The sequence below is a fragment of the Afipia carboxidovorans OM5 genome, assembly GCF_000218565.1.
In the GTDB taxonomy this organism is placed as follows: Bacteria; Pseudomonadota; Alphaproteobacteria; order Rhizobiales; family Xanthobacteraceae; genus Afipia; species Afipia carboxidovorans.
In genome coordinates this window covers 509136-533791 of record NC_015684.1, presented here as the reverse complement: position 1 = coordinate 533791, position 24656 = coordinate 509136, and the positions used below count along the sequence as shown (strand labels likewise).

Genomic DNA, 24656 nt, shown 5'->3' with positions numbered 1-24656 from the left:
TCTCCATCAATGGCCTCCGCCGCCGCCAGCTTGGGCGGTCGTCGTCGGACGGGACTCCGTTGGCGTTTCTCCCGAGCCGCCGCCGTTGACGGCGGTCTGCAGATCGGATTGGGCGAGCCAGAAGCTTCGTTTGGCGTCGATTCCGGCGCGCATCGACGCGATGCGCTGTCGTGCTTCGGTCAACAGTGCGAAGACGTCGACCTGCATGCTCGAGAAGCGCAGTTGCATTTCCTCGGTGATGATCTTCCGGAGCGGCAGCACCTCGCGCTCGTACTGCCGGGCGATCTCGTAGCTCGAACGATACGTCCGGTACGCGTCGCGTGCTTCCGAGCGTACGTTGATCGCCTTCTCGGTCAGGCGATTGAAGGCCTGGTTGTAGGTCTCGGCCGCTTGCCGCACCCGGACCTCGCCGCCATCGAAGATCGGGATCTGGAACTGGATGTCGAAGCCGCGTTCGCGAAACCGGGAGCCATCGGGGTCCTTGGTGGTCTTCGCAATGCCCGCGATATCGAGCAGCGTGACGAAACGGCTCGCTTCCGTGAGGTTGAGCGCCTTCGCCAGCGCCTCGAGTTCGATGCGAGCGATCTGAAGATCGATCCGGTGCGTCACCGCATCCACTTCGATCGACGGCAACGCAGAGGGCCGCCGTGGCAACTGCGGGAGCATGTTCGGAAGACGGAACGTGAGGTCGCCATCCCAAAGCCCCATCAATCGCGCGAGCCGTTCACGCGAACTGGTCGCCTCCTGACGCGCCGAAGCGAGGTCAGCCGTCATCTCCGCGTAGAACACTTGCTCGCGGGCCTGATCAAGCTTGTTGAGCGAACCGGTTTCACCCAGTTTCGAAGCAAGCTTGGCGGTCGCTTCCGCCGTGGACTTGGCGTCGGTCAGAAGGCCAACCATCTCGTTGGCGGCAACAGTACGGTAGTAGGATCGCCGCACATCGGACGCGAGCCTCAAGGTCTCCAATGCGGCCCGCAATTGCGCCTGATGGAATCGTTTTCGCGCGATCTCGGAGCGGAACGGCAACGTCGCCAACGCAAGAATGTCGCCGACGACCTGACGCTCGATTTCGACCGCGCCACCGCCCGCAATTCTCGAAATCGAAAAGGTCGGATTGGGCGGGAGGCTTTCCTGGACGAGGTCGGTTTCCGCCAACGCCAATTCATTGTAGGCGGCCTGCAAGCCACGATTGTTGAGCAGCGCGACCTGGACGGCGGTATCGACGTTGAGAGCGCGGCGCAGCAGTCGCTTGACGGCATCGTCCGCATGCTGGGCTTCATCCACGGAGCGGATCGCGACCACGTCCTTCTTGATCGTATGGCCGGCGATATCGGACACGACTCCCATTCCTCGATCCGGCGAGAACGTCGCACAACCGGAAAGAAGAAGGGAAACGGCGAGCATCAGCGCCGGCCGATGACGTCGGAGGGGACTCTGATGTGACGGCACGCCATTGATGATTTTCATGACGTGCTCCTAATGCTCATGTCCGGATTTCGGTGACGGCGTGACGCTCTGGTTCTGCTCCTTCCAGCTGGAGGGCGTCGTCGGGCGAAGGCTGGCATAAGGGGCGATGGTCGACCGATAGCCGACGCCCGCAACCTTGGCCCCGGGATCAGCGGGGTCCGTGCCGACGAGCGGCGCAAGCGGGACCGAGCAGCCGCCTAAGGTCATGACCGCCAAAGCCACCCCTGCGAATGTCCCAAGTTTTTTTCTGAATATTCCGCGCACCACCCAACCAACGGTGGCGACAGTCGCCCCAATTTGCGCTGACATAAAAATCCCCTGAACTGACGATGGACCACGGGCGCACGTGCCCGGCACGGGCACGGCACCGCGTCATGCTGTGGTCAGGTCAGGAATTGGGGGGACGATAGAGCCGAGAGGGCGCGTTGTCCGCCAGCTTCCGATGGTTGTCGGATACGCGGACGGCGTTCGGCACGGGCGGCTTTGCCACCGTGACGAGGGTTGCGGGAAGCGCGGTGACGCACGTCAGGCCACAGCACTTTCCATCCGCCGCATGCGGCGCTTTTACCGGACCGGCGTCGCTCTTCAGCGCAACCGGCTTCGCATCATGGTCCGCGGAGGAATCCGCGTGGACCTGGACGCCGGAATGATGATGGGCATGTCCATCCTTGTGGACGTGCATGGCGCCTTCATGATGGTCGTGGGCCATGCCCGGCACGTGATCCTCGTCGGTCAGGCAATAAGGCGTAGCCTGACTGCCGGGCAAGGCGATGGACAGCGTCGGCGCCAACACGCAAAACAGATACGCCAGGGCGACGAACCACCCTGCTCTCCGTCGTTGCGTTCTGGTAAGTCCGACCAACATCAATGCGTCAATGCTTTCGATTTGCCGCCCGAATTCGGAATCATAGTCGCGAATCTTCGTATCGCCAAGACGGAACCGGGACATTCATCGTTCCGCACGTCCCACCACTGCCATCAATTCCGCGATTTTGCGGCGCTGATCCGCCTTGTCGCCGCTCGCGATCGCGTGCTCGACGCAGTGGGCGACATGATCCTTCAAGACCTCCTCCTCGACGCGGCGCAGTGCGGCGCGAACGGCGGAGATCTGCGTTACGATATCGATGCAATAGCGGTCTTCCTCCACCATCCTGGCGAGGCCGCGCACCTGTCCCTCAATTCTGCTGAGGCGCTTCTGGCACGACGTCTTGATGTCTTTTCGCATCTGTCCTATATACCCCTACTGGGTATCGGTTACAAGCCTATGAGGAGACCTAGATGACCGGGGCGCGAAACGCAAGTTCCATGGGCCAGCCCATCCGTTCCTCGACGGCAACTCCGGGACATGAGACCGGATCGGCTTGCTGCGGCGGTCATGGCGGCCAGGCCCACGGCGATCATGAACATGATCAACCTCCTGCGGAAAGCGGCAAGGTTCTTGACCCGGTTTGCGGGATGACCGTCGACCCGGCAACGAGCAAGCACCGGTTCGATTACCAAGGTCGCACCTATCATTTCTGTTCGGCCGGCTGTCGCACGAAGTTCGCGGCCGCCCCGGAAACCTACCTCGACAAGTCCAAGACCGCACCGAAGGAGCCTGTTCCGGAAGGCACCGTCTACACATGCCCGATGCATCCAGAGATCAGGCGGATCGGTCCCGGCAGTTGCCCCATCTGCGGCATGGCGCTGGAGCCCGAAGTGGCAACGCTGGACGCTGCACCGAATCCCGAACTGGCGGACATGACCCGGCGGTTCTGGATCGGCCTCGTGTTCGCCTTGCCCGCGGTCGTCCTCGAGATGGGCGGGCATCTGGTCGGCGGCCATGGCTGGATCGACCCAACATTGTCGAACTGGATTCAGCTGGTCTCGGCGACACCGGTCGTGATCTGGGCGGGCTGGCCGTTCTTCGTGCGCGGCTGGCAGTCGCTGGTGACCCGCAACCTCAATATGTTCACCCTGATCGCGATGGGGACCGGCGTCGCTTACGTCTACAGCGTCGTCGCCACGGTCGCCCCGCAGGTCTTTCCGCCCGCGTTTCGCGGCCATGACGGCGCCGTCGCCGTCTATTTCGAAGCGGCCGCGGTGATCACCGTCCTGGTTCTGCTGGGCCAGGTGCTCGAATTGCGTGCCCGCGAGGCAACGTCGGGCGCGATCAAGGCTCTGCTCGACCTCGCGCCGAAGACGGCGCGCCTCGTTGCCGAGGACGGCACCGATCACGAAGTCCCGCTCGATGGTTTAGACGTCGGCGACAGATTGCGCGTCCGTCCCGGCGAAAAAGTCCCGGTCGACGGCGTCATTCTGGAGGGGCGTTCATCGGTCGATGAATCCCTGGTGACCGGAGAGTCCATGCCCGTCACCAAGGAAACCGGTGCCAAGGTGATCGCCGGAACGCTTAATCAATCCGGAAGTTTCGTGATGCAGGCCGAAAAGGTCGGCCGCGATACGGTGTTGTCGCAGATCGTGCAGATGGTTGCGCAGGCCCAACGGTCGCGGGCGCCGATCCAGCGCCTCGCCGATCAGGTCGCGGGCTGGTTCGTGCCCGCGGTGATCGTGGCCGCGCTCGTCGCCTTCGTGGTCTGGGCCATGGTCGGCCCCGAACCTCGTCTGGCGTTTGGTCTCGTCGCGGCCGTCAGCGTTCTGATCATCGCCTGTCCCTGCGCCCTCGGTCTGGCGACCCCGATGTCGATCATGGTCGGCGTCGGGCGTGGCGCGCAGGTCGGTGTCCTGATCAAGAACGCCGAAGCGATCGAACGCATGGAAAAGATCGATACGCTCGTCGTCGACAAGACGGGCACCCTGACCGAAGGCAAGCCAAAGGTCGTCTCCATCGTGACTTCTCCCGAATTCGGGGAAGAGGATCTGTTGCGTTTCGCAGCGAGCGTCGAGCGCGCCAGCGAGCATCCGCTGGCCGACGCCATCGTTCGCGCCGCCAAGGAGCGCAATCTGGTGCTGGCGAATGTGGAGGAATTCGACTCGCCGACGGGCAAGGGCGTGACGGGCAAAATCGACGGCAACAATGTGCTGCTCGGCAATGTCGGTTACCTGCAGTCGCTGGGCGTCGAAACCCGATCGATGGAAGCGCAGGCCGAAGCGCTCCGCGGCGACGGCGCCACCGTCATCAATATCGCGATCGACGGAAAGCTCGCTGGGCTCTTCGCCATCGCCGATCCCATCAAACCATCGACGCCCGATGCCTTGAGGGCGCTGGCCGCGGACGGCATCAAAGTCATCATGCTGACCGGAGACAACAGGACCACCGCCAATGCGGTCGCGAAGCGGCTCGGCATTTCGGAGGTCGAAGCGGAGGTTCTGCCGGACCAGAAGAGCGCGGTTGTAAGCAAGCTACAGAAGGCTGGCCGGATCGTCGCCATGGCAGGCGACGGCATCAACGACGCCCCTGCCCTCGCCGCGGCCGAAGTCGGGATTGCGATGGGCACCGGCACCGACGTCGCCATGGAGAGTGCCGGGGTAACCCTGTTGAAGGGTGATCTCGGCGGCATTGTTCGCGCGCGCCTCCTGTCGGAAGCGACGATGGCCAACATCCGCCAGAACCTGTTCTTCGCCTTCATCTACAACGCCGCCGGAATCCCGATCGCGGCGGGCGTGCTGTATCCGATGTTCGGGCTGTTGCTATCGCCAATCATCGCCGCGGCAGCCATGGCGCTGTCGTCGGTGAGCGTGGTCGGAAACGCGCTGCGCCTGCGAATGGCGAAACTGGAGGTTTGAACGATAGGCTCATCATTCTCGGGTAAATACCCTCCGTAATTTCCACGTCGATGTTGGTCGCGCCAGACCGATTCAGAACAGTTACCGGCCCGGCTACAGCCCCAAGCCCCGTTGCCGCCCGAGCTGCCACGACACCGATCCGCTCTGAACCACGCCCATGACCTCACGGCCAAGCTGACGGTCGATGACCGGCCGCCATGGGACAAGCGTAAACTCGTGGCTCTTTTCCACGATGGCGAACTTTCCACTGGATAGCTGGACGGTGCCTGTGAACTTGCCGCTGACAGTCTCGCCATCGGTGGCCGCGCGGAACGGCAGCGCCTTGGCCGTCGCCATGTCCGCCCCGGCGCGAGCGATCTCGCGCCCGCGCAGCGTGGCGAGCAGATTGCGGCGGTAGGCAATGCGCCCATCCGACTGTTGTGCTGCATCGCCGTGGTCGACATGATGCTCGCGCCGCCGCTCCATGGCCTCGCGCACCTGTTGGCCGAATCCTGCCGGCGCAAGGTCGGATGCGTCGGGGGACACCAGCCGCCGGTCTAGCCAGGTCGCGCCGTCCGCCGTGATCTGGCTTTCCAGATCGAAGGTGGTGATGATGCGGATATTGGCCTGACCGCCGCGCCCGGCGTCGAACGCCTTGCTGCGTTTCTCGAAGTCGTCGGGAATGCGCCATTGGTCAGCGTGGATCCGTTCGGCAATCCCGGCGCGGCGCAACGCCTCCAGCCGCCGCACATGGGCATCGACAAAACCCTCATAGTCGCCGCCGGGAACGCGGCCCTCGAACCTGGCCTGCTCCAGATGGCGGCTCGGCCGATAGATGCCGTCCTCGGCGATCGCGGCAATGGCGCGGTCGGATGGCCGGGCGCTCGCCTCGGCCCGGCCGATCTCGATGACGCTGCCGATCCGGGCATCATCCAACTGCCTCGGGTCGATGTTGGAAATGTGGTGCATCCGGCCGTCTATCCCGTCCACAACGACGGTGAGATTGTCGCCCAGCTCGTTGGCGAGATATTTGTCGAGCACCCGGCCGGTGACAGGCTCGGCGGGCACCGCCTTATGAATGTGGAAGGTCAGAGGATCACGCTCCAGCCCATCGGCGGCGAGCGACTTTTGCATGGTGCGGATGATGTCGCCGCGTTCGCCTAGTTCGCGCAGGGTCGGCTCCAGCCGCTCATTCAATTCCCAGACGCCCGGCGCATGTTCGGTGGCGAGGCCCATCCGGCCCAGCTTGGCGAGCCGGCGCAGGCGAAGCGTGCGCTCGAACTGCGGCTTCGGCTCTCCCGGTTCGTGGCGCAGGTCGAGGAATCGCGCATCGGCTTCCTCTGCCATGGCGCGGTCGATGCGGGTGAAACGGTCCTGATCTATCTCGGCGGTGAGCCTGCGGGTCTGCTCGATCTCGCTGACAGGGCCAAGCTCCAGCGTCGCCAAGGCGCTGGCGCGCTCGCGAACACCATGAACGATGTAGTCGCCGTTGATGACCAGATCCTCGCCCAGCTCGTCCTTGCCCCGGACGATGACATGCACATGGGGATGGCCGGTGTTGTAGTGGTTGACCGCGACCCAATCGAGCTTCGTGCCGAGATCGGCTTCCATCTGGCTCATCAGGTCGCGGGTGTAGGCCGTGAGGTCGGACAACTCCGCGCCGTCTTCCGGCGAGACGATGAATCGGAATTGGTGACGGTCGTCCTGGCCGCGCTCAAGGAAGGCGTCGCCATCGGCGCGGCCCTCGCCGGCCGAATAGAGCTGCCCGCGTTCGCCGTCGCGCGAGGTGCCGTCGCGCTGGATATAGCGCAGATGGGATTGTGCCTTCCGGTTTTGGCCGGGACGGAGAATGTAGCGCTGCTGGACCATGACGCGACGCGCGCCGGGTTGCCGGTGCTGCCATCCACCGCCGCCGAGATTGCGGGAGCAGACGAAGACCACGCCGCGCCCGCGCTTCACACCCTTGCCGCTCGATAGCACCAGATGGGGACCGGCCGGCGTTGCCGGCGTGAACGCCGCCGTTCCGAAATCGACACGGGGCGACGTGCGGCGCTGCTGGCGCGCGATCTTCTTCGCCTGCGTGAGAAAACTCTTGGTCTTGCCCGCGCGCGGCGTGTCGGAGCGGATGCGGCCCGGCTTCGGCCGGAAGCGGTTTTCGTCGTCGGCTCTCATGGATGCGCCTCCGGCCGAAACCGGCGAAAATCGTACAATCGGCGGCCATGGTGCCGGACGAAATCCAGCAACGCCAAGGCGTTGCGCGAAATCGCGGCACTCCACCCCTCAAAGCAAGAGTGCCGGAATCGGCCGCCCAACCAGTGTGCAGACAATGACAATTTCGGAAACCGGCCCGACATGGTGCCGGTTTCTTCAATCTTGCCCTCCGCTTTTTTCGCCCTTCCTGCCCTTCCTGCTCCGAATGCAGCCAGGCGCAAACCTCCCTGCCTGCACACCGGAAAGCGCGCTGCGGAACGCGGGAACGCCGTCCTCATGGCGTTCTTCCATCGCCCGCACGCGCGACGAACATGCTGCCGTCCTGTGGCTCCGCATCGCTGCGAGAGCGCGCCGGAACGGTCGCGCGACCGCTGCCCGAGGTATCGCCGCGCCGCACGGGATCGGCAGCGCGTGTGTCGATCGCGCGCCCCACGAACAACGGTGCCGCGCGCCAATCCGTCGGTGGTGCGGCAGTCTTTTGCAAATCGGCAGGAACAGCGCCGCCGATCAGCGGTGCGAGCGCGGCGACATAGGCGCGCGTTTCCGCCGGCAATGCTCTGCCCGTCGAACGGTATTCGTCATAGCGGTTCGGCCCGGCATTGTAGGCCGCGAGCATCGCGACGACATTGCCGTAGCGGTCCCACATCTCGCGCATGTAAGCCGTGCCCGCGAGGATATTGTCGCGCGGCTGATACGGATCGCGGCCGAGACCGTGGCGATCGCGCAGGGCCGCCCATGTCACGGGCATGATCTGCATCAGCCCGATCGCGCCCGCCGCCGAGATCGCGCGCACGTCGCCCGCGCTCTCCGCGCGCAGCACCGCCCGAATCCAGTGCTCGGGAATGCCGAAGCGCTGCGACGCCTCGGCAATGTGCGTTGCATAAGGATCAGCGACGACGCTGCGCGCGGCCGGCATGGATTGCGCGATCGACACGCCCGGTCCCGCGCAGAGCGCGAGCGTGCCGATGAGGACAAGAACAGCATGTCGCCATGCTTGCCTTTCTCCGCCACGCCGCCAGCCTGCCAGCGTGCTCGCTACGGTCAAGGGTACGCGCGAAGCGCCGGCCGATGGCCGCCCTTGACCTGCGCTGCGCGCGCCGGCCGTCCGGTCGACGAGCGGGACGAAGGGATGAGACGGCTTTTTCGCGAACAAAGGGATGGGGATTTTGAGCGCGATGATGGCGGGATCGCGCATGGCCTCAGTCCCGCTCGTCGCGCTGTTTCGGACGGCTCCAGTGCAGCGACCATGACGTCTTGTCGCTGCCGTTCTGGAACAGGTTGGCGCGGATCGGCTGCGGCAAGGCCGGATCGTCGAGCAGCACGGAAAGATACTCGCCGGCCTTCTCGCCGGTGCGTTTCCAGGCCGCGCCGACTTCCGGGCCATCGGCATCGCCGCGATGGACGCGGTAGTCCGGCGCGTTTTCGGTGTCGGATTCCTCTGCGGGAACGATGGTGAGTTCCTGCGCGAGCGTGAGCGTGTGAACGGAGCCGACGAAGTTCTTTTTCGCGGCGGTGAATTGACCGATCTGCGGCATGGATAGTCTCCTTCTGTTGCGGCGGTGATGAAGCGGACGACGCGCCATGCGCCGCCCGTCGCGCGCTCACCGCGTCGGCGCGCGCCATTCAAAGCGGCCGTCGCCTTCCTCGTCGGTCCACAACGGGACCGCGCGGCCGACGATTTGGTCGGTGGAGATCAGCCCGAAATACCGGCCGTCCAGGCTGTCGCGGACCTGCCAGTTCATCAGGAAGATTTCGCCGGTATGGATGCGCCGGCATCCCTGCCAGACGGGAAGCTCGCGACCGGCGCGGTCGCGCTCCAGCGCTGCGCCGGCAATGACGCCATCGACCGTGACGACGTGGCCGCCTCTGCAAACGGTCTGCCCGGAAACGGCGCGCACGCGCTTCAACAGCGGCACGCCCTTGGGCAGATAGCTGCGCTCGGCGAGGAAGGTGGCGAGCGGTTCGGGCGTGTCCACGGCGACCAGATCAGTCACCTCGAACGGGCCGGCGAAGTCGATCGTGTAGAAGCCGATCGGCGCGCTGGCGGATGCGTTCCAGATCAGCTTGACCGGCATCGGCGTGAGGCCGGGATAGCTGACGCCGAACGCGGCGAACGCGGTCGCGAGCATGAGACCGGCGCGCGTCATGGTGCGATCCTGCGGCGGCGCAGCCATGCCGCATGACGTTCCGGCGTGTAGGCGTGCGGCTCCTGACCGGCCACCAGACGGTTGTGGACGTGCCGCCAGTGATCGGGCGACACGTCGGACGCATCGAGACCGAGCGCTTCCACGGCGTCGATCGCCTGCAACACCCTCTCGACCTTCGCCCACGTGTCGAGCCGCAACAGGATGTCGCCGCCGGGACGCACGAACGGCAATGTCTGGAACGGCTCGCCGCGGCCGATGGCGCGCACGATGTCGATGCGCGAGATGATCGTGCCGTGTTCGCCGGCCGCCCAGCGCACGAACGCAAAGATGCTGTTCGGAGCGAAGCCGACGACGCTGCGGCGGCGGTCGAGAATCTTTTCGTAGCTCTTGCGGCCGAAGCGTATCCAGTGCTCGACCTTCTGTTTCTGGAAAGTCAGTTCGACCAATGTGGTGAAGGGCTGAGGCTCGTCCGGCAGCGGACGGCCGTGCGCGCGGCGTGCCGCGTTGCCGGTCATGGCTGGTCTCCTTCGGTGGTGGGAAATTCGCGGGCGAGCAGATCGCGCAGCATGTCGGCGACGGTGATGCCGCGCCGGAACGCTGCGACCTTGATGCGGCCGCGCAGCTCCGGCGTGATGTCGATAGTCAGACGCGCGGTGAATGAGCCGGCGTCGGTCTTGCCGTCCGGCTGTCGTTCGCCGGCCTTGATCCAGCCTTCGGCGTCGCCCGGCCGGGAAGCGAAGCGGCGTCCGTCGCGCCGGCTCATAGCGCGGCCCTCCCGACGCGAAGCCGCTCGATCTCGGCGGCAAGCGCCATGATCTCGCGCGCGGCCGGGCTGTCGCCGTCGATCTCGCTGGCGAGCCGGCCGGACTGCGCGGCATCGGCGAAGACGACGCGCTGGCCGACGGTGGCGGCGAGCACGGGCGGATCGTGATCGGCCAGCGTCTCGGCCGTCTCGCGCGCGATGACGGTGCGCGCGGCGCAACGGTTGAGCACGAAACGGGCGACCAGCTCCGGCCGGTAGATGCGCGCTTCGCTGAGAAGCGCCAGCATCTCGGCCGATGCCCAGCCGTCGAACGGCGACGGCTGCACCGGGATCAGCACCAGGTCGGCGGCGAGCAGCGCGGAGCGCATGAGACCGGCGACACGCGGCGGTCCGTCGATGACGACATGATCGGCATCACGGGCCAGCTCGGGCACTTCACGGTGCAGCGTGTCGCGCGCCAGACCGACGACGGTGAACAGCCGGGGCATGTTCTCGCGCGCCCGCTGCTGCGACCAGTCGAGCGCGGAGCCTTGCGGGTCGGCGTCGATCAGCGTGACGCGGTGGCCTCGCTGCACCCAAGCGCCGGCGAGGTGGAGCGCGAGCGTGGTCTTGCCGACGCCGCCGTTTTGGTTGAGCAGCGCGACGATCATGGCACGCGCCTCGATCGTTTCGCGGCACCATGCTCGTCATGTCCACGCGCATCAGAATCTAAGTTAGATACACTGTTAGATAAGTTAGGCGCGCGGCTTTCGTTTTGAGGCCAGAGATTTAGCTGCGGTTCGTGCGCCTGATGTGCCGATAGTTCTGCGCCTGATGTGCTGATACCCCGTGCGCCTGATGTGCCGATGGTTTGCACACCTTTATCAACAGGCACTGTGGACGAGTTAGCAGGCCGGATGCGCAGCAGCTCGCGGCCATGATTACGCTCGATCTGGAGCCGGTAGCCGGGCAATGGCTGACGCGCCGTGATGCGGCGCAGGTCGAGCGCGAAGTCAGAGACGCGCGCGAGACTGCCGGACTTCACATGCAGATGGGCAATCTCGAACAGCCAGCCGTGTCGCTGGTGGCCGGCGTGCTTGCGCGCGACGCGATAGAGCCAGCGTTCGATGCCGCCGGTCAGCCGGAAATACGTCGGGTCGATCGTCAGCACCAGCGAGCGATCGACGACGCTGTTGTAGAACCACTCGGGCAGCACGAATTCCATGCCCTCGACGCGGCCGGCGCGCGTTGTCATCTCCTCCCACTCGTTGATCCACGAGAATTGCCGACGCCGCCAATGCGGGCCGTTACGGATTGTCGTGGCGATGACGGTGGATTGCAGGCGCGCGAGCGCGGCCTTCAATAAGACGTACTGACGATTGCCGGTCGGCCGCCCGATGGCGCGCAACAGATGGTAAGGCGTAAAGCGGAAGAACCGCGACGTGGTGAGGCCGTTGTTCTCGGCCGCCACGATCTGCGAGGCGGCCCATATCAGCACGTCGGCGTCCCAAATGGTCGCCATGCCGTGCTCGGGCATTCCGAGCACCTGCACTTCGACGTCGGCGGTCTTGTAGAGAATCGGCTTGGTGCGCGGCGTCTTCGCGAGCGAGAAGAACGGTCGCTCCATCAAGTCGCGCTGGTCGCGCGGCGGAGCGTCGCCGGTCGCGACCACGAAGGGGGCGAGGCGGCTGCGCTCGCTGGCGGGCTCCGGGTGTCTGTTTTGGTTTTCGCGCAGCATTCAGCGCTCACCCCGTTCTTGCGGGGTCAGCGGGCGAGCGGGAAAGACCGTGCCGGCGTTCTCGTCGTGGGTGGATTTGCGGGCACCAATTGCGGACCAGTCGAGCAGGTCATCAACCGCATAGACGACCCGGCCGCCGATCTTGCGATAGGTCGGCCCGGTCCCATAGGTCCGGTGCTTCTCCAGGGTGCGTAGCGAAATGCCGAGGAAGCGCGCGGCTTCTGGCGTGCGCAAGAGTCGTGGCGGCAGACCCGCCAATGGGTCGCGCATGGGATCACCTCCGGTTCGCTGTTGCGTGAGGCTGTCGGTGGCGACAGCGGGCTACGGCGAACCATGGCGAGGGATCGGCACCTTGTAGCGTGCCGTATTTGCGCGTGCGCGCTGGCGGCACCCCTTTCAATTCGGGGGAAACGCTATCATCGGAGCGGCATTTGCCGCCCGAGATCAGATAGGCGAAGACATTCCCCGCTGTTCTGGCTAATACTAGACGCGGAACAGACGCGCTGTTCCGGGGCGTAGTAACCCCTCATGACTAGGCTGGTGCTGCCGAACCGGCACCACTCTTCGACCTATGGTCGGGGAGCCTGCGGCGTATGCAACAGGTTCTCCGAACTAAAGGCCGTGGGGCCGTGTCATGCGGTTACTAACTCCCCGATCACCAGAGTCAGAGAGCACCGTTTGCGGGGGCGCACCGCAGACAATCCCTCTCGGATACGGGGAGCGATCATGCAAGTACCCGTCGAACTCGATCCGGATGTGGCCGACGAAGCGCCAAGTGGGCCGACGATCACGGCCTACGACGAACAGCACTACGTCACCTACATGCGCCTGCTGGATGCCAGCCGCGACGAGGCAGATTGGACCGAAGCTGCTCGGATTATCCTGCACCGAGATCCAGCGACCGAAGAGGCGCGCACGCGGCATTGCTGGGAAAGCCATCTCGCGCGCGCGCAATGGCTGTCGAAGGGCGGCTATCGATGGATATTGGAGCAGGCTATTCGGAAAGGCTTATAAGCCGATGCTCAGTCCGACTTGATCGGATAGTGCAGTAGCACCCGGTAGCCGCTGCGCATCATTTTCAGGCCGTTGCTGACAAGACGGCGAACCTGATTCTTGCGCGGGTCGCCTTCCCAATCCTCTTTCGATCCACGGAAGCCGAGCAGGATTTCGGCCATGCCGCGATAGCTCTCGCCGCGCTGGCTCGCGTCGAGCGCGCGCAGCGACTGAACATGAAAGCGCCGGAGCTGCGCCGGCATAGCACGAAAATCGCGGCCAGGCGGACGGCCGCAGAGCGCGCGACGAAGCCTTTGGGCGGCATGACAGCGCAGATCGTGAAAAGCATCCATCACATCAAATGATCCGTAGAGTGCTGGCACATCGGGGGCGGCGTTGCGAAGCCAGAATTGGTGCGTGACGCCATCGACTTTCCAGACGCCGTGCCAGCCGTCTACGGCATGTCGAAGATCGACACCATCGAGACGAGCGAGTGTCACGATGGGCTCGGTCGCGCCGTCGCGGTGTTCGACAGGCTTCAGCTCGACAGCTCGCGGCTGGAGCGAAGGAATCCAGAACAGCGCTTGCCTATCGGGTTCGTTTTCGGGGTCGCAGGGGAAATCGCAACCCCCAACGCTTGGAAAATTCGTCCAGGCGCTCCGTCGAAAGGTTTTTGATGTTGGCGATGTTCTGGAAAGCGCGATGATAGTCGTCGTCGCGTCGGAGATATTCCCAGGCGAAGCCGGCGGCGGGAATGTGTTCCGTATACTCATACGCCGCAGGCGAACGCCAATCGATGCTTCTAAGCATGGCGTCACCCCACTATTCCGGGCAATGCAACACCCGGAAAGGGAGCTTGGCGGATACGGAATACTGCGAGTAGCCGGCAGATTCCGATATCTTGAACGGTTCGACCGATCGTTTTTAGTTACTTCATTCTTAACATTGCTGCTGTGTTTTCGCGAGCCGGGCGCAGCCCGGCGAGCGGCGGCCGTGTTCTGCGCACGGCCGCGCCGCCGATCCGCAACGCCGGATCGGCGCGAATTTTTCCGAATGTGCGAAACCTGAAAGGCGGAAAGCCGCGCAACCAGATTTCCCGGCTGCGCAGCTCTGCTGCTTATGCGGCCTTTTCCAGCAAGGTCTTTGCCTTCGCCTCCAGTTCAAGGCGGCTATCCTGATGCGCCTTGGTGCGGGCGTGCGCCGTCATGCCCTGCACGAAATCGAAGATGCTTTCCGGTGGGCGGCCTTCCTCGGAAAGCACGGTCTCGATGATCCTGCCGGTTTCGGCCTTGCTGAAACCGCGCTTGCGCAGGAAGGTTTCGCGGTCCTCATCGGTGCGGGCGACGATGCGCTCCCGCGCTGCCTTGATCCCGGCCACGAATGGGGCGGGCGAGGAATTGGCGAAGCTCGTCAACGCGGGCGCGGCCTCATGGACGAAACGCTGCGCGGCAAACTTGCTGTGCCGGATGCTGATTTCCTCGAAGTTTTCCACGCCCCAAAGATTGCGGTTCATGCAAACCGCCCGGAGATAGAAAGAGGCGATGCCCAGCGTCTTCGATCCCACTTCGCTATTCCAGCAATAGAAGCCCCGGAAATACAAATCCGGCTCTCCGTTCGGCAGGCGTCCGGCCTCGATGGGGTGCGTATCGTCCACAAGGAAAAGAAACACGTCGCGGTCGCTCGCATAAAGCGTGGTGGTGTCCTTGGTGATGTCCACGAATGGATTGTGCGTCATGGTCGCCCAGTCCAGAACGCCGGGCACCTTCCACATGGTATCGCCGACGCCATTGCCCGCGATCTTCATCACGGCGGCGACAAGCTCATGGTCCCAGATGCGGCCATAATCCGGGCCGGTGACGGCGCGCAATTCAATGCGCCCGTCTTCGGCCTCCAAAGTCTTCACAAGCTCGGCCCGGTGCGACAACAAACCATGCTGTAGATTGATGCCTGCGAGCGGCGCGGGAAGCTGGCGCATGTAGGTGGCCGGTGCGCCGACAAGGCTGCACAACTGGCCGAAACTCCAATGCGTCGGGGCGATGGGCTGCTCCTGTCCGGGCACGATCAGCGAAAGCCGCTCGGCATTGTCGCGGCTCGCTTCTACGCGGACGGCGCGGCTCTCCACCGTGCGGGCCTTGGCGCGATCCGCGCGCGTCTTCACGGCGTCGTAAAGCTCGGTGAGCGACAAATAACGCTCGTCGTCGGGCCGGGAAAACCATTCCGACGAAACGCGGCCGATATTCTGCCCGCGCGAAATGTCCACGCGATACCCCTTGGAAACCGGCTGGCTGGCGTTGATGGTCATGACGTTCATGGTCTTTCTCCTCATGGGCTTGGGTTGAAGCGCAGCGCTGCGCTGCAACCCTGCCCGTCGGCGAGACCGGGGTAGCAAGGTGCAAGGGCGGACGGGCCGGAGGGGGATCACCCGGCCTGCACAAGCGGATGGAGGTTTGGCGACAGTGCGCAAGCACGTATCCGCGCGGAAGGCTGGGGAGACCGGCCCGGCCGAGCGTCAGCGATCCCTTGCACCGCGCGAGGGCGGAGCCATTAGCAAAACTGTCCGGCGGGAGCGTCAGCGGATGCCGGGTGCAAGATCCGATCGGGATCATGCAAAACCTGAAAACCGGAAAGCCGTGCATCCCGATCTCCGTATTTCCTGAAAGGCGGCGGACATGAGCATGAAGAAGCCCCGCGCTCGGCGGGGCTCCTTGGGCTGAGCGGACCTCAGTCGCCGCTGCGGCGGGACCAGATGAGGTTGTGGCCGCTGCCGTCCTCGGCTTCGACCAGGCTGGCGTAGATCGGCGCCGGGAAGCTCGGATCGTCCAGCTTGACGGAGAGATATTCGCGCTGCGTCTCGCGAGCGGTCTTCTTCCACGCCGCACCGAATTCCGTCGCTGCGGCGAAGATGCGGAAGTCGGGACCGCGTTCGCTGTCCCCCTCGGTGGGGACGAACTTCACGGTCTTGACGTTGAGGGTCAGGGTTTTGACCGCGCCGGTGAAGCCCACGCCGTTTTCGTTCTTGGTGAAGGTGCCGATGGTCGCCATTGTCGTATTCCCTTTTCCTGTCGGGCCGCACCATTGCGACCTCGATGCGGGTCGTGAGACCGGGGGCGATCGGCCCTGCACCCATCGGGCTGGAACGAAGTGGAAGACGGCGGGCGACAGCTTTTTTGGATCGCGATGCAAAGCCGAAGGCGGCGGAAAAAAGCTGGCGACGGACGTTGCGGGAGACGGGCGAGGCGAAGCCGTCCTTCGGTCAGACCCATGCCGATCGAGGACGCGGATGGAGCGCCCGTCTCAGGAAATCGAGTGGAATACGGCGATAGTGACTATCCCTACGCATCACCATTCGATAACGGAACGTGCGCGCTCACGGGTTCATGCTCAACAGTCCTGACTGTCAATGTCAGTTCGGGCAAGTATTCCCATCGACGGCTACGAACATACGGTCCTGCTTCTGCTCTGTCGCTGCGCGACTCCGCTGACGTGGCCGAGGGACCGTTGCCGCGACGCTGCACGATCCTCGGCAAGCCGAATGCTATCCGTGTTTCACGGTGTTGATCGCGGCCTTGGTTGGAGCCGAGGACGGCAGCGGTCGCGCCTTCCGACTCCGCTTCTTGGCGTGATGGCCAATTGACTAAGGAGTCCCGCCCAGCGTGGGGCTATTGGCGAAATGTCCGCCGCCGCTCTTTGCGTTGGCGATCGAAGCCGAATGGCGGAAACATGTCGCAGGCGTGGTTCCGGCGAAGCCGAGAGCGCGGCCCGAAGGGCAACGCCATGCACCTATCTTGCAAACCGCGTAGCTGGCTGTCCCTTCGCCAGAGCTACGGCCGTTTCCTCAGTAGCCCCGAGAGTAGTCTGAACGTCAGGGCGGACGCCAACGCCACCCCAGTTGCCGTGCGTGATCGGATTTTCAGCCCTGCCGGTCGGCACAACAACAAAGAGATCGGAGCCAAGATCGTTCAAACCGCCCGGATTCGCTCCACCGCGCGTCGTTTCTCCAACAATCGTTGCGCGCTTGAGCACTTGAAGGTCGTAGGCAAATTCCTCTCCCGCCGAATAGGTCTTCGGACCAACCAGCACATAGACCGGCTTATCGAGATAGCGCACCGGCGTCGGCGAACTCCAAAACGATTCCGTTCTGAAAGTCGAAGTCCCCCGATTGCGCCAGATGAGGTCGTTGATATGGACACGCTTGCCCGGATCGAGAAAGAAACTGGCAAGGTAAGCGACGGATGCCGGATGCCCGCCGCCGTTGTCGCGCATGTCGATGATGAGCGCGGTGGTGTCCGAGAGCTTGCGCATGGCGTCGTCCGCCGCCGGATTGAAGACACCGGGTGGAACGAACCGCGCCAAGTGGATGTATCCGACATTGCCGTTCAGCCGCTTCACCTCAAAGCCAGCATCTTGTGGTGCGGATGGCGGAGGCTGGTTACGGAATGGCGATCCAAAGATCACCCTCATATGGCTGTCTTTGGTGATCGTCCGAAGTTGTTCGGTTAGTTGCGTCGCAAACTTGCTTGGGTCGGTGATGCCGGCATAGGCGTTCTCTGTCAGCGCCTTCTCCAGCGCATCCGCTGCCTGCACGCCCTTGTCAGGGAACACATAATCTTCGCGCAACTTAACGGCGATGCCGTCGATCACCTTCTTGACCGTTGACTGATCCAAAGAGACGTTCTGCGTCGTTCCAAGAGCCACCTCAGCTTTGGTTGCAGTTGGTCCGACTATCAGCGCGGAAATCGTCGCAAAGCAGACGCCTAGAAACTGTGCTCGATAGTGTGACATATGCCTCTTGGCCTTTTGGAGATCACGCACCCGACAAAACGATGCGTACTATGTCCATCCACTCTTGAGTTATACGCACCATAACCGTTGTGAATATCGCGGGCGGATTAATCCGCGCCCCGCTGTTTTTCCACGCCCAGCACTATCGAACAGGCGCAGCGCCGCCCGGCAAAGGTGCTGCCAGCCGCACCAAGGCGGAAATGCCGACGAAGCCGCCGCCGACGATGCAGAAGATTTGCCGCCAGATTTCGGACGGCACGGATTCCTTGGTGACGCCATGGACCAGTGCATATCCGGCGATGGCGGCAGGCGCGGCGAACACCAGCGCCACGATCAGGCGCAGGATCGGGGAGCGCAGCGAGTCGAACAGAAGCGCCAGAATACCGAACGCAGCGCCAGCGGCGACAAGGCCGACAAGCCCTGCGCCGATCAAACCGGAGCCGGTCTGGTAGGCGAATTGCGCGGCGGTCAATCCGAGCATGAACGGCAGCGCATAGACGGCGAGCGTGTAGGCCAGGACGCATAGTCCTGCGATCAACACCACACTCATCAACATCACCGTGACCATGATCCTGCTCCTTGACGGCTGATGGCCGTTCGCCGCTGTCTCCCTTGCCCCGATGCGATGTGCCGATAATGGGCTTCCAGTGCCACGTTGTCGATCATCGACATGGTTCCTGACCTGTTGACCAGTCGAGGTTCCGGCCGCGCGGTGAAGCCGCGCGGCCGCGATTTTTTCGGAAAGAGAAGCCGGGATCGCTGGTGCGATCCCGGCTCGCCGGTCATTCCGCCGCGACCGCGAAAGGCTCATCCGCCACGGCTTCGGCGCTGTCGGCCTTCGTCATATCTTCGGTCATGGCGGGAATTTCCGGCTGCGCCTCGATCAGCCATGCGGGCCGCTCGGTGCGCAGCAACGGCGGGAGCCAGCCGGTCCCGGCCAGAAGTTGCTCGGCAGCTTCCGCCATTTCCTGCTTCTTCTTGTCCGCGATCCGCTCGGCGGCCTCGTCGTCAACGGCCTCGCACACGGCGGCAAGGATTTGGGCTTTCGTGACGCGCCCGAGAAAAGCCCGCACGGTGGGCGTCCAGTGCGCCGTCATGTCGAGCGCAACCGCCGTCGCCAGCTTGTCGACGGTTGCGTGGGCATGGCGCTTGTTCTGCTCCCACGGCAGTTTGAGAGCATTGACGGTCTGCGAGGCGCAATGCGCAAACAGCGCCATGACGCTCGCATGGTCCAGCCCGGCGATGAAGCCCCACAAGTCAGCCACGTCGCGCGGTATGTCCGCCGCCCATCCCGCGTGACGATCCGCCAGCGCCTTCGCTTCCGCCGTGTCTTCGATGCCGTCCGCATGTCCGCCAAGGCTGGCGCTGATGGGACGGATTTCGAGGCAATGGGCTTCGCCGCCGCCGCGATAGAAGGTCTGCGAAGCGAGCGCATGGGTGACGGCGATCAAGGCCATGTCCGGCTGCTCGCCAAGGGCGAGACGCAGGGCAAGGGTGCGATGCGCGGTCAGGTCGCGGATGAGCGAGTCCGACAGCGGCTTGCCGTCTTCCTCCGCTTCCTCGTCCTCACGTTCGAGCACGGAAACATCGTCGTCGCTCTCGTCGCCATCCTCCATGACTTCGCCATCGCCGTTGACGCGAACGCCGTCGATGACAGTTTCTCCGTCCTCGGCTTCCTCCGGTTCGGGGGCCTCGTCCTCGGCCCGGATGAAACCGCGCTCGATGCGCACTTCCCCGTCATGGGACAGCACAACGAACACGCCACCGCGCGCAACCTCGTCGGGATCGTAGGCACGACGCTTTGCGTTGATGCGCTCGATCTCGGCTTCAAGCTCCGCGAAACGCTGGTCCACCTCGTCGGGAAGGTCAACGTCCGCGTCCTCCCATTCCGCCGACAGGCGCTCAAGCTCGTCCTGCGCGGCGTCGTAAGCGGCGGCGTCTCCCTCGGAAAGCTCTACCGGATGCGGATAGGCGCGGCGCATTCCGTGGGCATGGGGCCAGTCGATATAGGCCGAAACCCACTTCCAGCCCTCAGCCTGCTGAATCTCGGCGGCGACCTTTTCCAGCTTGTCGATGACAAGCCGGTCCAGCAATGCGGCATCCTCGTAGAAACCGCCGCGATCTTCCGTGAACAGGTCGCGGATGATATTGCCGCCTGCCTCGGTGTAGGCTTGTGCGCCAACAAAGATCGCGCGCCGATCCGTTGCCGCCACGTTGGCCTTGGTCAGATCGCGCCGGATGGTGGAAGCGTCACGGTTCCACGACAGGTTCGCGTAAACCTGCTCCTGCCGCGCGTGATCCTCGGTGATGGCGAAGGCCATCAATTGGTCGAGGGTCAGTTCGCCGTCACGATAGACCTGCATCAGCTTGGGGCTGACAGCGCCGAGGCGAAGGCGCTGCTTCACCACATGGGCGGTCACGCCGAACCGGGCGGCGATTTCCTCCGCACCCCATCCGCGATTTTCCGCAAGCTCGCGGAAGCGCTCGAACTCGTCAGCGGGGTGAAGGTTCTCGCGCGTCACGTTCTCATCAAGGCTGATCTCGGCGGCATCGTTCGCCGTGTCGATGACGCAGCGGATCGGCTCCGTCTTCTTGATCTTCTTGCGCTTCACGCGCAGCATCTGCGCCAGCCTGCGGCCTTCACCGATGCTGACCAGATAGCAGCCGGTCGGCTCGCCTTCACCGTCAAGCTCCGGCTCTACGACAAGATTTTGCAGGATGCCCTTGGCGGCGATGCTCGCCGCCTTCGCCTCGATTGACGCCTCGCTGTGCGGGGTCTTGCGGGCGTTCTTTGGGTGCTTCTTGAGCTTGTTGAGCGGGATGAAAACCGTTTCGCCATTTTCGGGAACGGTCGCGGTCTTCGCATTGGTCGTCATGATCTTTCTCCTAATGGGCTTGGGTTGAAGCGCAGCGCTGCGCTGCAACCCTGCCCGTCGGCGAGACCGGGGGGGGCAAGGTGCAAGGGCGGCCGGGACGGAGGGGGATCACCCGGCCTGCACAAGCGGATTGAAGCTGTCGGCGAGAATGAGAAACACGCAACCGCGCGGAAGGTCGGGGAGACCGTCCCGGTCGAGCGTCAGCGATCCCTTGCGCCGCGCCAGGGGGCAGCGCCCCCAAGCATCGACCCGGCTTGAGCGGAGCGGTGGCCGGGTGGAAGACCGGATCAGGATGTGTGAAGCCGGAGGAGTTGAAATCCTGGCATCCTGATCGCCGTAGCTGTTCCAAGTATATATTGCGCGGCCGTGCGCGTCGCCGTGGATAAACCAGCACTAGCGCTCGGCAATAAAGTCAAGTGTACCATGGTCCTGCTCACGCTTTGAACTCAAAGCGCAGCAGCCGTAAGGCGTTTGCAGTTACCAAAACGGTCGCACCAGTGTCGGCTAGGATCGCCATCCAGAGCGGTGTTGCGCCGAAAAGCGTGGTGACGAGAAAAATGCCCTTCAGGCTGAGCGCGAGCGTGATGTTCTGCCAGATATTGGCGAGCGTCGCGCGCGATAGCGCGATCAATTCGGCAACGCCGGTGACACGGTTTTTCAGAAGCGCCGCGTCCGCAGTCTCCAATGCCACGTCCGTGCCGCCTCCCATCGCGATGCCCACCGAGGACGCGGCAAGCGCGGGCGCATCGTTGATGCCGTCGCCGACCATGGCGATAGGGCCTTCGCTCTTATAAGCTGAGATCGCGTCGAGCTTGGCGTCCGGCAGCAGTTCGGCCCTGATATCAAGTCCGAGTGCGCCGCCGATCGCAGTCGCCGTGCGGGCATTGTCGCCGGTCAGCATGACGGCGCGTATGCCAAGAGTGCGGAGCTTCGCAAGGCCGTCAGCAGCATCCGGACGCGGCTCGTCACGCAGCGCGATCAGTCCGACAAGTTGCTTACCCTCGCTGACCACAACCACGGTCTTGCCTTGGCTTTCGAGCTCCTCGATCTGTTTCCTGACTTCCTCGGGCACCTCGCCTTGTTCGCTGGCGTGGCGTGGCGATCCGACCGAGACGAAACCAGATTTGAGTCGCGCCGTTACTGCTTTGCCGGGCGTCGCGATCCCGCCGCCGAAGGCTTTGGGGATATCGAGACCGCGCCTTTCGGCCTCGGCGACAATCGCCGCTCCCAGCGGATGGCTGGAGCCACGTTCGACGGCAGCGGACTTCGCCAGGATATCGGCTTCCGTGCCTTCGACCACGACAACATCGGTGACTTGCGGGTGACCCATGGTCAGCGTGCCGGTCTTGTCGAAGGCAACGGCTTTGACCTTGCCGAGCGTTTCCAGTGCCGCGCCCCCTTTGATGAGGAGACCGCGTCGTGCGCCACTGGCCAACCCTGAAGCGATCGCAGCCGGGGTGGATATCACCAGAGCACAGGGACACGCGATCAGCAGCACCGCCAGCCCACGATAGATCCAGGTGAACCAGTCGGCGCCGAACAGCAGCGGCGGAACGAGGACGACGAGCGCCGACACGGCCATGGCGGCCGGCGTGTACCAGCGACTGAAGCGGTCTATGAAACGAGCCGTCGGCGCCTTCGAGCCCTGCGCTTCCTCGACCATATGGACGATCCGGGCAATTGTGTTATCGGCGGCCGTCCGGGTGATCTCGACACGCAACTCGCCATTGGCGTTGATGCTGCCGGCATAGACCGTCGATCCGGGTTCCTTGCCGACCGGGACAGATTCGCCGGTCACCGGCGCCTCGTTGACCTCGGATACGCCCTCGATCACGGTCCCGTCGGAAGGTACTCGGTCGCCCGGCCGGACAACCACGGTATCGCCGATGGCCAGATCTTCGACTGGTATCGTTTCCACGTTGGAGCCGATCTGGCGGCGCGCAGTTCGCGGTACGAGATCGATCAACGCTTTGATGCCGGCGCGTGCCCGCCCGGCAGCGACGCCTTCCAGCAGTTCGCCGACCGCGAAGAGGAACACGACGACGGCGGCCTCTTCTGCCTCGCCGATAGCGACGGCGCCGACTGCGGCGATCGACATCAGCATCTCGATGCTGAATGGCGTGCCCGATAAGGCGCCGGTGAGCGCACGCCGGCCGATCGGAATTAGACTGACCAGAGTGGCGGCGATGTAGGCCCAGTTCGACCAGGCCGGCTCGACATACGACACCGCGAAAGCGAGCAGCAACAAGGCCCCGGTGCCGATGACCAGCCGTCCTTTCGACGATGACCACCACGTACCTTCCGCCGTATCGCGATCCCCATCACGATGACCCGCCGACATGACCTGCTCGGACGGATCCACAGGTGCATAGCCGAGCGCCCTGATCTTGGCCTCGATTGTGCCGCGGGATGTGCGGTCTTCGTCGACCGCCAAGGAGAGCGACTGCAGGCTGTAGTTGACGTCGATATCGCTGACACCCGGCAGCCGCTTCATCGCGTTCTCGATTTTCGCGGCGCAGGCACCGCAATCCATCCCTTCGATACGCAGCTTCAACGGACTCGCGGTTGCCATGGGTCACCTCGACAAGTTCGACATGACCACCCATATGGACCCTGTAGTAACTATAGGGTCAAGACGATGACAGGCGATTTTCTCGCCATCGGCGAGTTGGGGCGAAAGACGGACACCAAGGTCGAGACGATCCGCTATTACGAGCGGATTGGACTGCTTGCCGCGCCGCGCCGGACGCCGGGAAACTACCGGGCCTATGGTCCAGAGCACCTCAATCGGCTGAGCTTCATCCGGCGTTCGCGAGATCTTGGGTTTTCGCTCGACCAGGTGCGCGCATTGCTCGGCCTGGCCGACCAGCGCGATCGATCTTGCGACGCCGTCGATGCAATCGCCAAAGAGCACCGAGCCGAGGTTGATCGAAAGATTGCCGACTTGCGCGCGCTGCGTCGCGAACTCGACAGCATGATCGATCAGTGTCGCTGCGGCACGGTTGCCGACTGCCGGATCATCGAGGCGCTATCGCCGACGGCCCCAGCCGCTTCATAAGACAAGACTTAGGATCTGGTCCCGCAGCAGTCGGACTGATTTTCTTGAATCGGCGGGCAAGATACGTCTGCGTAAGAGCAGTAGACGCAACAATCTCCGGGCTTGGGCTTCAACACGACCCCACACGACCGACATTCGTAGAAATACTGGCAGGCATTTGTTGGCATTGTCTCCTTCGATGTTGTGCCGCATTGCGGGCAAGTGATGGTCGCCTCCAGGATAGCCATGGGCTTCCCTCCATTGGTGCCTTGAGATTAGAGAGCCTGTGATCCGCGATAGCGCGCGAACACGCGCTGTTGTCCCTGTCCGAACAGAACCACCTCGTAAGTCTCAGGCAGCGTCCCTGAAACCTCCATGCCCGGAGAACCGATGGGCATGCCGGCAACGGCCAAGCCCGTCGCTCGCGGACGCTCCACGAACAGCCGCTTGATCGCATTGGCCGGAACATGCCCCTCGACGACATAGCTGTCGATTTCTGCTGTATGGCAGGAGATCAGGGCATCGGGTACGCCGAGCCTGGCCTTGAGCGGCGCGAGGTCTGCCGCCTCGATCACCTCGACCGGAAATCCGGCTGCCTTCACATGAGTAACCCAACCGCCACAACAGCCGCAGTTCGGATCGCGGGTCACGGTCATCTTGGGCAGTGTCTCAGCCCATGAACGTCGCGGTAGCATGAGCGTGGCTGTTGCCTGTATGGCGCCAATCATCAGCGCCCGCCGCGTTGCGAACAGCTTCGTTGTCATGGTGTTTCTCCTTTCGTTGGCTGCTTCCTCGCGTCCGGCCTCCAATCGAAGTTGTGCCTAACGCACCTCACCGGAAGAAGACGTATTTCACGAGAGCAGCGATCATCAGCACCAGAACAACGAGGCCGATCACGCCGGCGAGACCCATGCCCCATCCCATGGCTCCCATCATGTCGTGCATCATTGGAATCTCC

The 24656-nt window shown here is 63.7% G+C and carries 26 protein-coding genes; 3 read left to right on the top strand and 23 right to left on the bottom strand.

The window, feature by feature from the left end:
• Positions 1 to 6 precede the first annotated feature (6 nt).
• The 4 genes from OCA5_RS02555 to OCA5_RS02540 form a co-directional block, all read right to left on the bottom strand.
• The gene (locus tag OCA5_RS02555; RefSeq protein ID WP_012564755.1) at positions 7 to 1467 is read right to left on the bottom strand and encodes a TolC family protein; all 1461 of its coding nucleotides are present in this window, start codon (positions 1465 to 1467) and stop codon (positions 7 to 9) included.
• 9 nt (positions 1468 to 1476) lie between these two features.
• On the bottom strand, positions 1477 to 1776 hold the full coding sequence (locus OCA5_RS02550) for a hypothetical protein (protein WP_013912802.1): 300 nt from the start codon (positions 1774 to 1776) through the stop codon (positions 1477 to 1479).
• 79 nt (positions 1777 to 1855) lie between these two features.
• Positions 1856 to 2332 carry a hypothetical protein gene (locus OCA5_RS02545; RefSeq protein ID WP_013912801.1) on the bottom strand — a complete coding sequence of 159 codons (477 nt, stop codon included), beginning with the start codon at positions 2330 to 2332 and terminating at the stop codon, positions 1856 to 1858.
• An 84-nt stretch (positions 2333 to 2416) separates the two neighbouring features.
• On the bottom strand, positions 2417 to 2692 hold the full coding sequence (locus OCA5_RS02540) for a metal-sensitive transcriptional regulator (protein ID WP_012564758.1): 276 nt from the start codon (positions 2690 to 2692) through the stop codon (positions 2417 to 2419).
• A gap of 53 nt (positions 2693 to 2745) precedes the next feature.
• Here OCA5_RS02540 and OCA5_RS02535 point away from each other — a divergent pair, with 53 nt between their 5' ends.
• Positions 2746 to 5193 (top strand): heavy metal translocating P-type ATPase, encoded by a 2448-nt coding sequence (locus OCA5_RS02535; protein ID WP_013912800.1) that lies wholly within the window; start codon positions 2746 to 2748, stop codon positions 5191 to 5193.
• A gap of 93 nt (positions 5194 to 5286) precedes the next feature.
• Here the strand turns inward: OCA5_RS02535 and OCA5_RS19435 are convergent, their stop codons facing one another.
• The 9 genes from OCA5_RS19435 to OCA5_RS02490 form a co-directional block, all read right to left on the bottom strand.
• Complete coding sequence (locus OCA5_RS19435; protein ID WP_277996272.1) at positions 5287 to 6519, bottom strand: DUF3363 domain-containing protein; 1233 nt, start codon at positions 6517 to 6519, stop codon at positions 5287 to 5289.
• Between the two features lie 1138 nt (positions 6520 to 7657).
• A complete protein-coding gene (locus OCA5_RS02525) occupies positions 7658 to 8578 on the bottom strand; it encodes a lytic transglycosylase domain-containing protein (protein WP_012561186.1) in 921 nt (306 codons plus the stop codon).
• A 4-nt stretch (positions 8579 to 8582) separates the two neighbouring features.
• Positions 8583 to 8918 (bottom strand): DUF736 domain-containing protein, encoded by a 336-nt coding sequence (locus OCA5_RS02520; protein ID WP_012561187.1) that lies wholly within the window; start codon positions 8916 to 8918, stop codon positions 8583 to 8585.
• 66 nt (positions 8919 to 8984) lie between these two features.
• A complete protein-coding gene (locus tag OCA5_RS02515) occupies positions 8985 to 9530 on the bottom strand; it encodes a S26 family signal peptidase (protein WP_013912799.1) in 546 nt (181 codons plus the stop codon).
• Positions 9527 to 10045: a DUF2840 domain-containing protein gene (locus OCA5_RS02510; RefSeq protein WP_012561189.1), complete on the bottom strand. Its 519-nt coding sequence runs from the start codon at positions 10043 to 10045 to the stop codon at positions 9527 to 9529. Before OCA5_RS02510 ends, OCA5_RS02515 begins: the two co-directional genes overlap by 4 nt.
• Positions 10042 to 10293 carry a hypothetical protein gene (locus OCA5_RS02505; protein WP_012561190.1) on the bottom strand — a complete coding sequence of 84 codons (252 nt, stop codon included), beginning with the start codon at positions 10291 to 10293 and terminating at the stop codon, positions 10042 to 10044. The genes OCA5_RS02510 and OCA5_RS02505 overlap by 4 nt, the downstream gene beginning before the upstream one ends.
• Positions 10290 to 10943, bottom strand: coding sequence for a ParA family partition ATPase (gene parA / locus OCA5_RS02500; RefSeq protein ID WP_012561191.1), 654 nt, complete (start codon positions 10941 to 10943; stop codon positions 10290 to 10292). Before parA ends, OCA5_RS02505 begins: the two co-directional genes overlap by 4 nt.
• Positions 10940 to 12010, bottom strand: a complete 1071-nt coding sequence (locus OCA5_RS02495; protein WP_012561192.1) for a replication initiator protein A — start codon at positions 12008 to 12010, stop codon at positions 10940 to 10942. The genes parA and OCA5_RS02495 overlap by 4 nt, the downstream gene beginning before the upstream one ends.
• A complete protein-coding gene (locus tag OCA5_RS02490) occupies positions 12011 to 12280 on the bottom strand; it encodes a helix-turn-helix transcriptional regulator (RefSeq protein WP_012561193.1) in 270 nt (89 codons plus the stop codon).
• 456 nt (positions 12281 to 12736) lie between these two features.
• On the opposite strand from OCA5_RS02490, the gene OCA5_RS02485 reads away from it, so the two are divergent.
• Complete coding sequence (locus tag OCA5_RS02485) at positions 12737 to 13024, top strand: DUF2285 domain-containing protein (protein WP_012561194.1); 288 nt, start codon at positions 12737 to 12739, stop codon at positions 13022 to 13024.
• 8 nt (positions 13025 to 13032) lie between these two features.
• Here the strand turns inward: OCA5_RS02485 and OCA5_RS19430 are convergent, their stop codons facing one another.
• The 8 genes from OCA5_RS19430 to OCA5_RS02450 form a co-directional block, all read right to left on the bottom strand.
• Positions 13033 to 13503 (bottom strand): DUF2285 domain-containing protein, encoded by a 471-nt coding sequence (locus OCA5_RS19430; RefSeq protein WP_244396115.1) that lies wholly within the window; start codon positions 13501 to 13503, stop codon positions 13033 to 13035.
• An 88-nt stretch (positions 13504 to 13591) separates the two neighbouring features.
• The gene (locus OCA5_RS19425; protein ID WP_244396116.1) at positions 13592 to 13813 is read right to left on the bottom strand and encodes a transcriptional regulator domain-containing protein; all 222 of its coding nucleotides are present in this window, start codon (positions 13811 to 13813) and stop codon (positions 13592 to 13594) included.
• Between the two features lie 307 nt (positions 13814 to 14120).
• Positions 14121 to 15314, bottom strand: coding sequence for a hypothetical protein (locus OCA5_RS02475; protein ID WP_012561197.1), 1194 nt, complete (start codon positions 15312 to 15314; stop codon positions 14121 to 14123).
• A 410-nt stretch (positions 15315 to 15724) separates the two neighbouring features.
• Positions 15725 to 16045, bottom strand: a complete 321-nt coding sequence (locus OCA5_RS02470) for a DUF736 domain-containing protein (RefSeq protein WP_012561198.1) — start codon at positions 16043 to 16045, stop codon at positions 15725 to 15727.
• Positions 16046 to 16783: 738 nt separating this feature from the next.
• On the bottom strand, positions 16784 to 17785 hold the full coding sequence (locus tag OCA5_RS02465) for a S41 family peptidase (RefSeq protein ID WP_013912796.1): 1002 nt from the start codon (positions 17783 to 17785) through the stop codon (positions 16784 to 16786).
• Positions 17786 to 17927: 142 nt separating this feature from the next.
• Positions 17928 to 18353 (bottom strand): hypothetical protein, encoded by a 426-nt coding sequence (locus tag OCA5_RS02460; RefSeq protein WP_012561201.1) that lies wholly within the window; start codon positions 18351 to 18353, stop codon positions 17928 to 17930.
• A gap of 214 nt (positions 18354 to 18567) precedes the next feature.
• Entirely contained in the window at positions 18568 to 20661 is a 2094-nt protein-coding gene (locus tag OCA5_RS02455) for a ParB/RepB/Spo0J family partition protein (RefSeq protein ID WP_012561202.1), read from the bottom strand.
• 433 nt (positions 20662 to 21094) lie between these two features.
• Positions 21095 to 23233 (bottom strand): heavy metal translocating P-type ATPase, encoded by a 2139-nt coding sequence (locus OCA5_RS02450; RefSeq protein WP_012561203.1) that lies wholly within the window; start codon positions 23231 to 23233, stop codon positions 21095 to 21097.
• A gap of 66 nt (positions 23234 to 23299) precedes the next feature.
• Here OCA5_RS02450 and OCA5_RS02445 point away from each other — a divergent pair, with 66 nt between their 5' ends.
• Positions 23300 to 23719: a MerR family transcriptional regulator gene (locus OCA5_RS02445; RefSeq protein WP_012561204.1), complete on the top strand. Its 420-nt coding sequence runs from the start codon at positions 23300 to 23302 to the stop codon at positions 23717 to 23719.
• Between the two features lie 8 nt (positions 23720 to 23727).
• On the opposite strand, the gene OCA5_RS19420 is transcribed toward OCA5_RS02445, so the two are convergent.
• Positions 23728 to 23946 (bottom strand): GDCCVxC domain-containing (seleno)protein, encoded by a 219-nt coding sequence (locus OCA5_RS19420; protein WP_081434660.1) that lies wholly within the window; start codon positions 23944 to 23946, stop codon positions 23728 to 23730.
• Positions 23947 to 23973: 27 nt separating this feature from the next.
• Positions 23974 to 24462, bottom strand: coding sequence for a DUF411 domain-containing protein (locus OCA5_RS02440; RefSeq protein WP_013912795.1), 489 nt, complete (start codon positions 24460 to 24462; stop codon positions 23974 to 23976).
• Between the last annotated feature and the right edge of the window lie 194 nt (positions 24463 to 24656).

What these genes read in the sequence shown, in the direction of transcription:
- OCA5_RS02510 (WP_012561189.1), bottom strand. Translation starts at nt 10,045, where the DNA reads ATGACCGGCAACGCGGCACGCCGCGCGCACGGCCGTCCGCTGCCGGAC.
- OCA5_RS19425 (WP_244396116.1), bottom strand. Translation starts at nt 13,813, where the DNA reads ATGCTTAGAAGCATCGATTGGCGTTCGCCTGCGGCGTATGAGTATACG.
- OCA5_RS19435 (WP_277996272.1), bottom strand. Translation starts at nt 6,519, where the DNA reads ATGGCAGAGGAAGCCGATGCGCGATTCCTCGACCTGCGCCACGAACCG.
- OCA5_RS02515 (WP_013912799.1), bottom strand. Translation starts at nt 9,530, where the DNA reads ATGACGCGCGCCGGTCTCATGCTCGCGACCGCGTTCGCCGCGTTCGGC.
- OCA5_RS02540 (WP_012564758.1), bottom strand. Translation starts at nt 2,692, where the DNA reads ATGCGAAAAGACATCAAGACGTCGTGCCAGAAGCGCCTCAGCAGAATT.
- OCA5_RS02455 (WP_012561202.1), bottom strand. Translation starts at nt 20,661, where the DNA reads ATGACGACCAATGCGAAGACCGCGACCGTTCCCGAAAATGGCGAAACG.
- OCA5_RS02555 (WP_012564755.1), bottom strand. Translation starts at nt 1,467, where the DNA reads ATGAAAATCATCAATGGCGTGCCGTCACATCAGAGTCCCCTCCGACGT.
- OCA5_RS02520 (WP_012561187.1), bottom strand. Translation starts at nt 8,918, where the DNA reads ATGCCGCAGATCGGTCAATTCACCGCCGCGAAAAAGAACTTCGTCGGC.
- OCA5_RS02490 (WP_012561193.1), bottom strand. Translation starts at nt 12,280, where the DNA reads ATGCGCGACCCATTGGCGGGTCTGCCGCCACGACTCTTGCGCACGCCA.
- OCA5_RS02470 (WP_012561198.1), bottom strand. Translation starts at nt 16,045, where the DNA reads ATGGCGACCATCGGCACCTTCACCAAGAACGAAAACGGCGTGGGCTTC.
- OCA5_RS19420 (WP_081434660.1), bottom strand. Translation starts at nt 23,946, where the DNA reads ATGGCTATCCTGGAGGCGACCATCACTTGCCCGCAATGCGGCACAACA.
- OCA5_RS02460 (WP_012561201.1), bottom strand. Translation starts at nt 18,353, where the DNA reads ATGGTCACGGTGATGTTGATGAGTGTGGTGTTGATCGCAGGACTATGC.
- OCA5_RS02550 (WP_013912802.1), bottom strand. Translation starts at nt 1,776, where the DNA reads ATGTCAGCGCAAATTGGGGCGACTGTCGCCACCGTTGGTTGGGTGGTG.
- OCA5_RS02545 (WP_013912801.1), bottom strand. Translation starts at nt 2,332, where the DNA reads ATGTTGGTCGGACTTACCAGAACGCAACGACGGAGAGCAGGGTGGTTC.
- OCA5_RS02495 (WP_012561192.1), bottom strand. Translation starts at nt 12,010, where the DNA reads ATGCTGCGCGAAAACCAAAACAGACACCCGGAGCCCGCCAGCGAGCGC.
- OCA5_RS02485 (WP_012561194.1), top strand. Translation starts at nt 12,737, where the DNA reads ATGCAAGTACCCGTCGAACTCGATCCGGATGTGGCCGACGAAGCGCCA.
- parA (WP_012561191.1), bottom strand. Translation starts at nt 10,943, where the DNA reads ATGATCGTCGCGCTGCTCAACCAAAACGGCGGCGTCGGCAAGACCACG.
- OCA5_RS02535 (WP_013912800.1), top strand. Translation starts at nt 2,746, where the DNA reads ATGACCGGGGCGCGAAACGCAAGTTCCATGGGCCAGCCCATCCGTTCC.
- OCA5_RS02525 (WP_012561186.1), bottom strand. Translation starts at nt 8,578, where the DNA reads ATGCGCGATCCCGCCATCATCGCGCTCAAAATCCCCATCCCTTTGTTC.
- OCA5_RS02440 (WP_013912795.1), bottom strand. Translation starts at nt 24,462, where the DNA reads ATGACAACGAAGCTGTTCGCAACGCGGCGGGCGCTGATGATTGGCGCC.
- OCA5_RS02465 (WP_013912796.1), bottom strand. Translation starts at nt 17,785, where the DNA reads ATGTCACACTATCGAGCACAGTTTCTAGGCGTCTGCTTTGCGACGATT.
- OCA5_RS02505 (WP_012561190.1), bottom strand. Translation starts at nt 10,293, where the DNA reads ATGAGCCGGCGCGACGGACGCCGCTTCGCTTCCCGGCCGGGCGACGCC.
- OCA5_RS02450 (WP_012561203.1), bottom strand. Translation starts at nt 23,233, where the DNA reads ATGGCAACCGCGAGTCCGTTGAAGCTGCGTATCGAAGGGATGGATTGC.
- OCA5_RS02475 (WP_012561197.1), bottom strand. Translation starts at nt 15,314, where the DNA reads ATGAACGTCATGACCATCAACGCCAGCCAGCCGGTTTCCAAGGGGTAT.
- OCA5_RS02445 (WP_012561204.1), top strand. Translation starts at nt 23,300, where the DNA reads ATGACAGGCGATTTTCTCGCCATCGGCGAGTTGGGGCGAAAGACGGAC.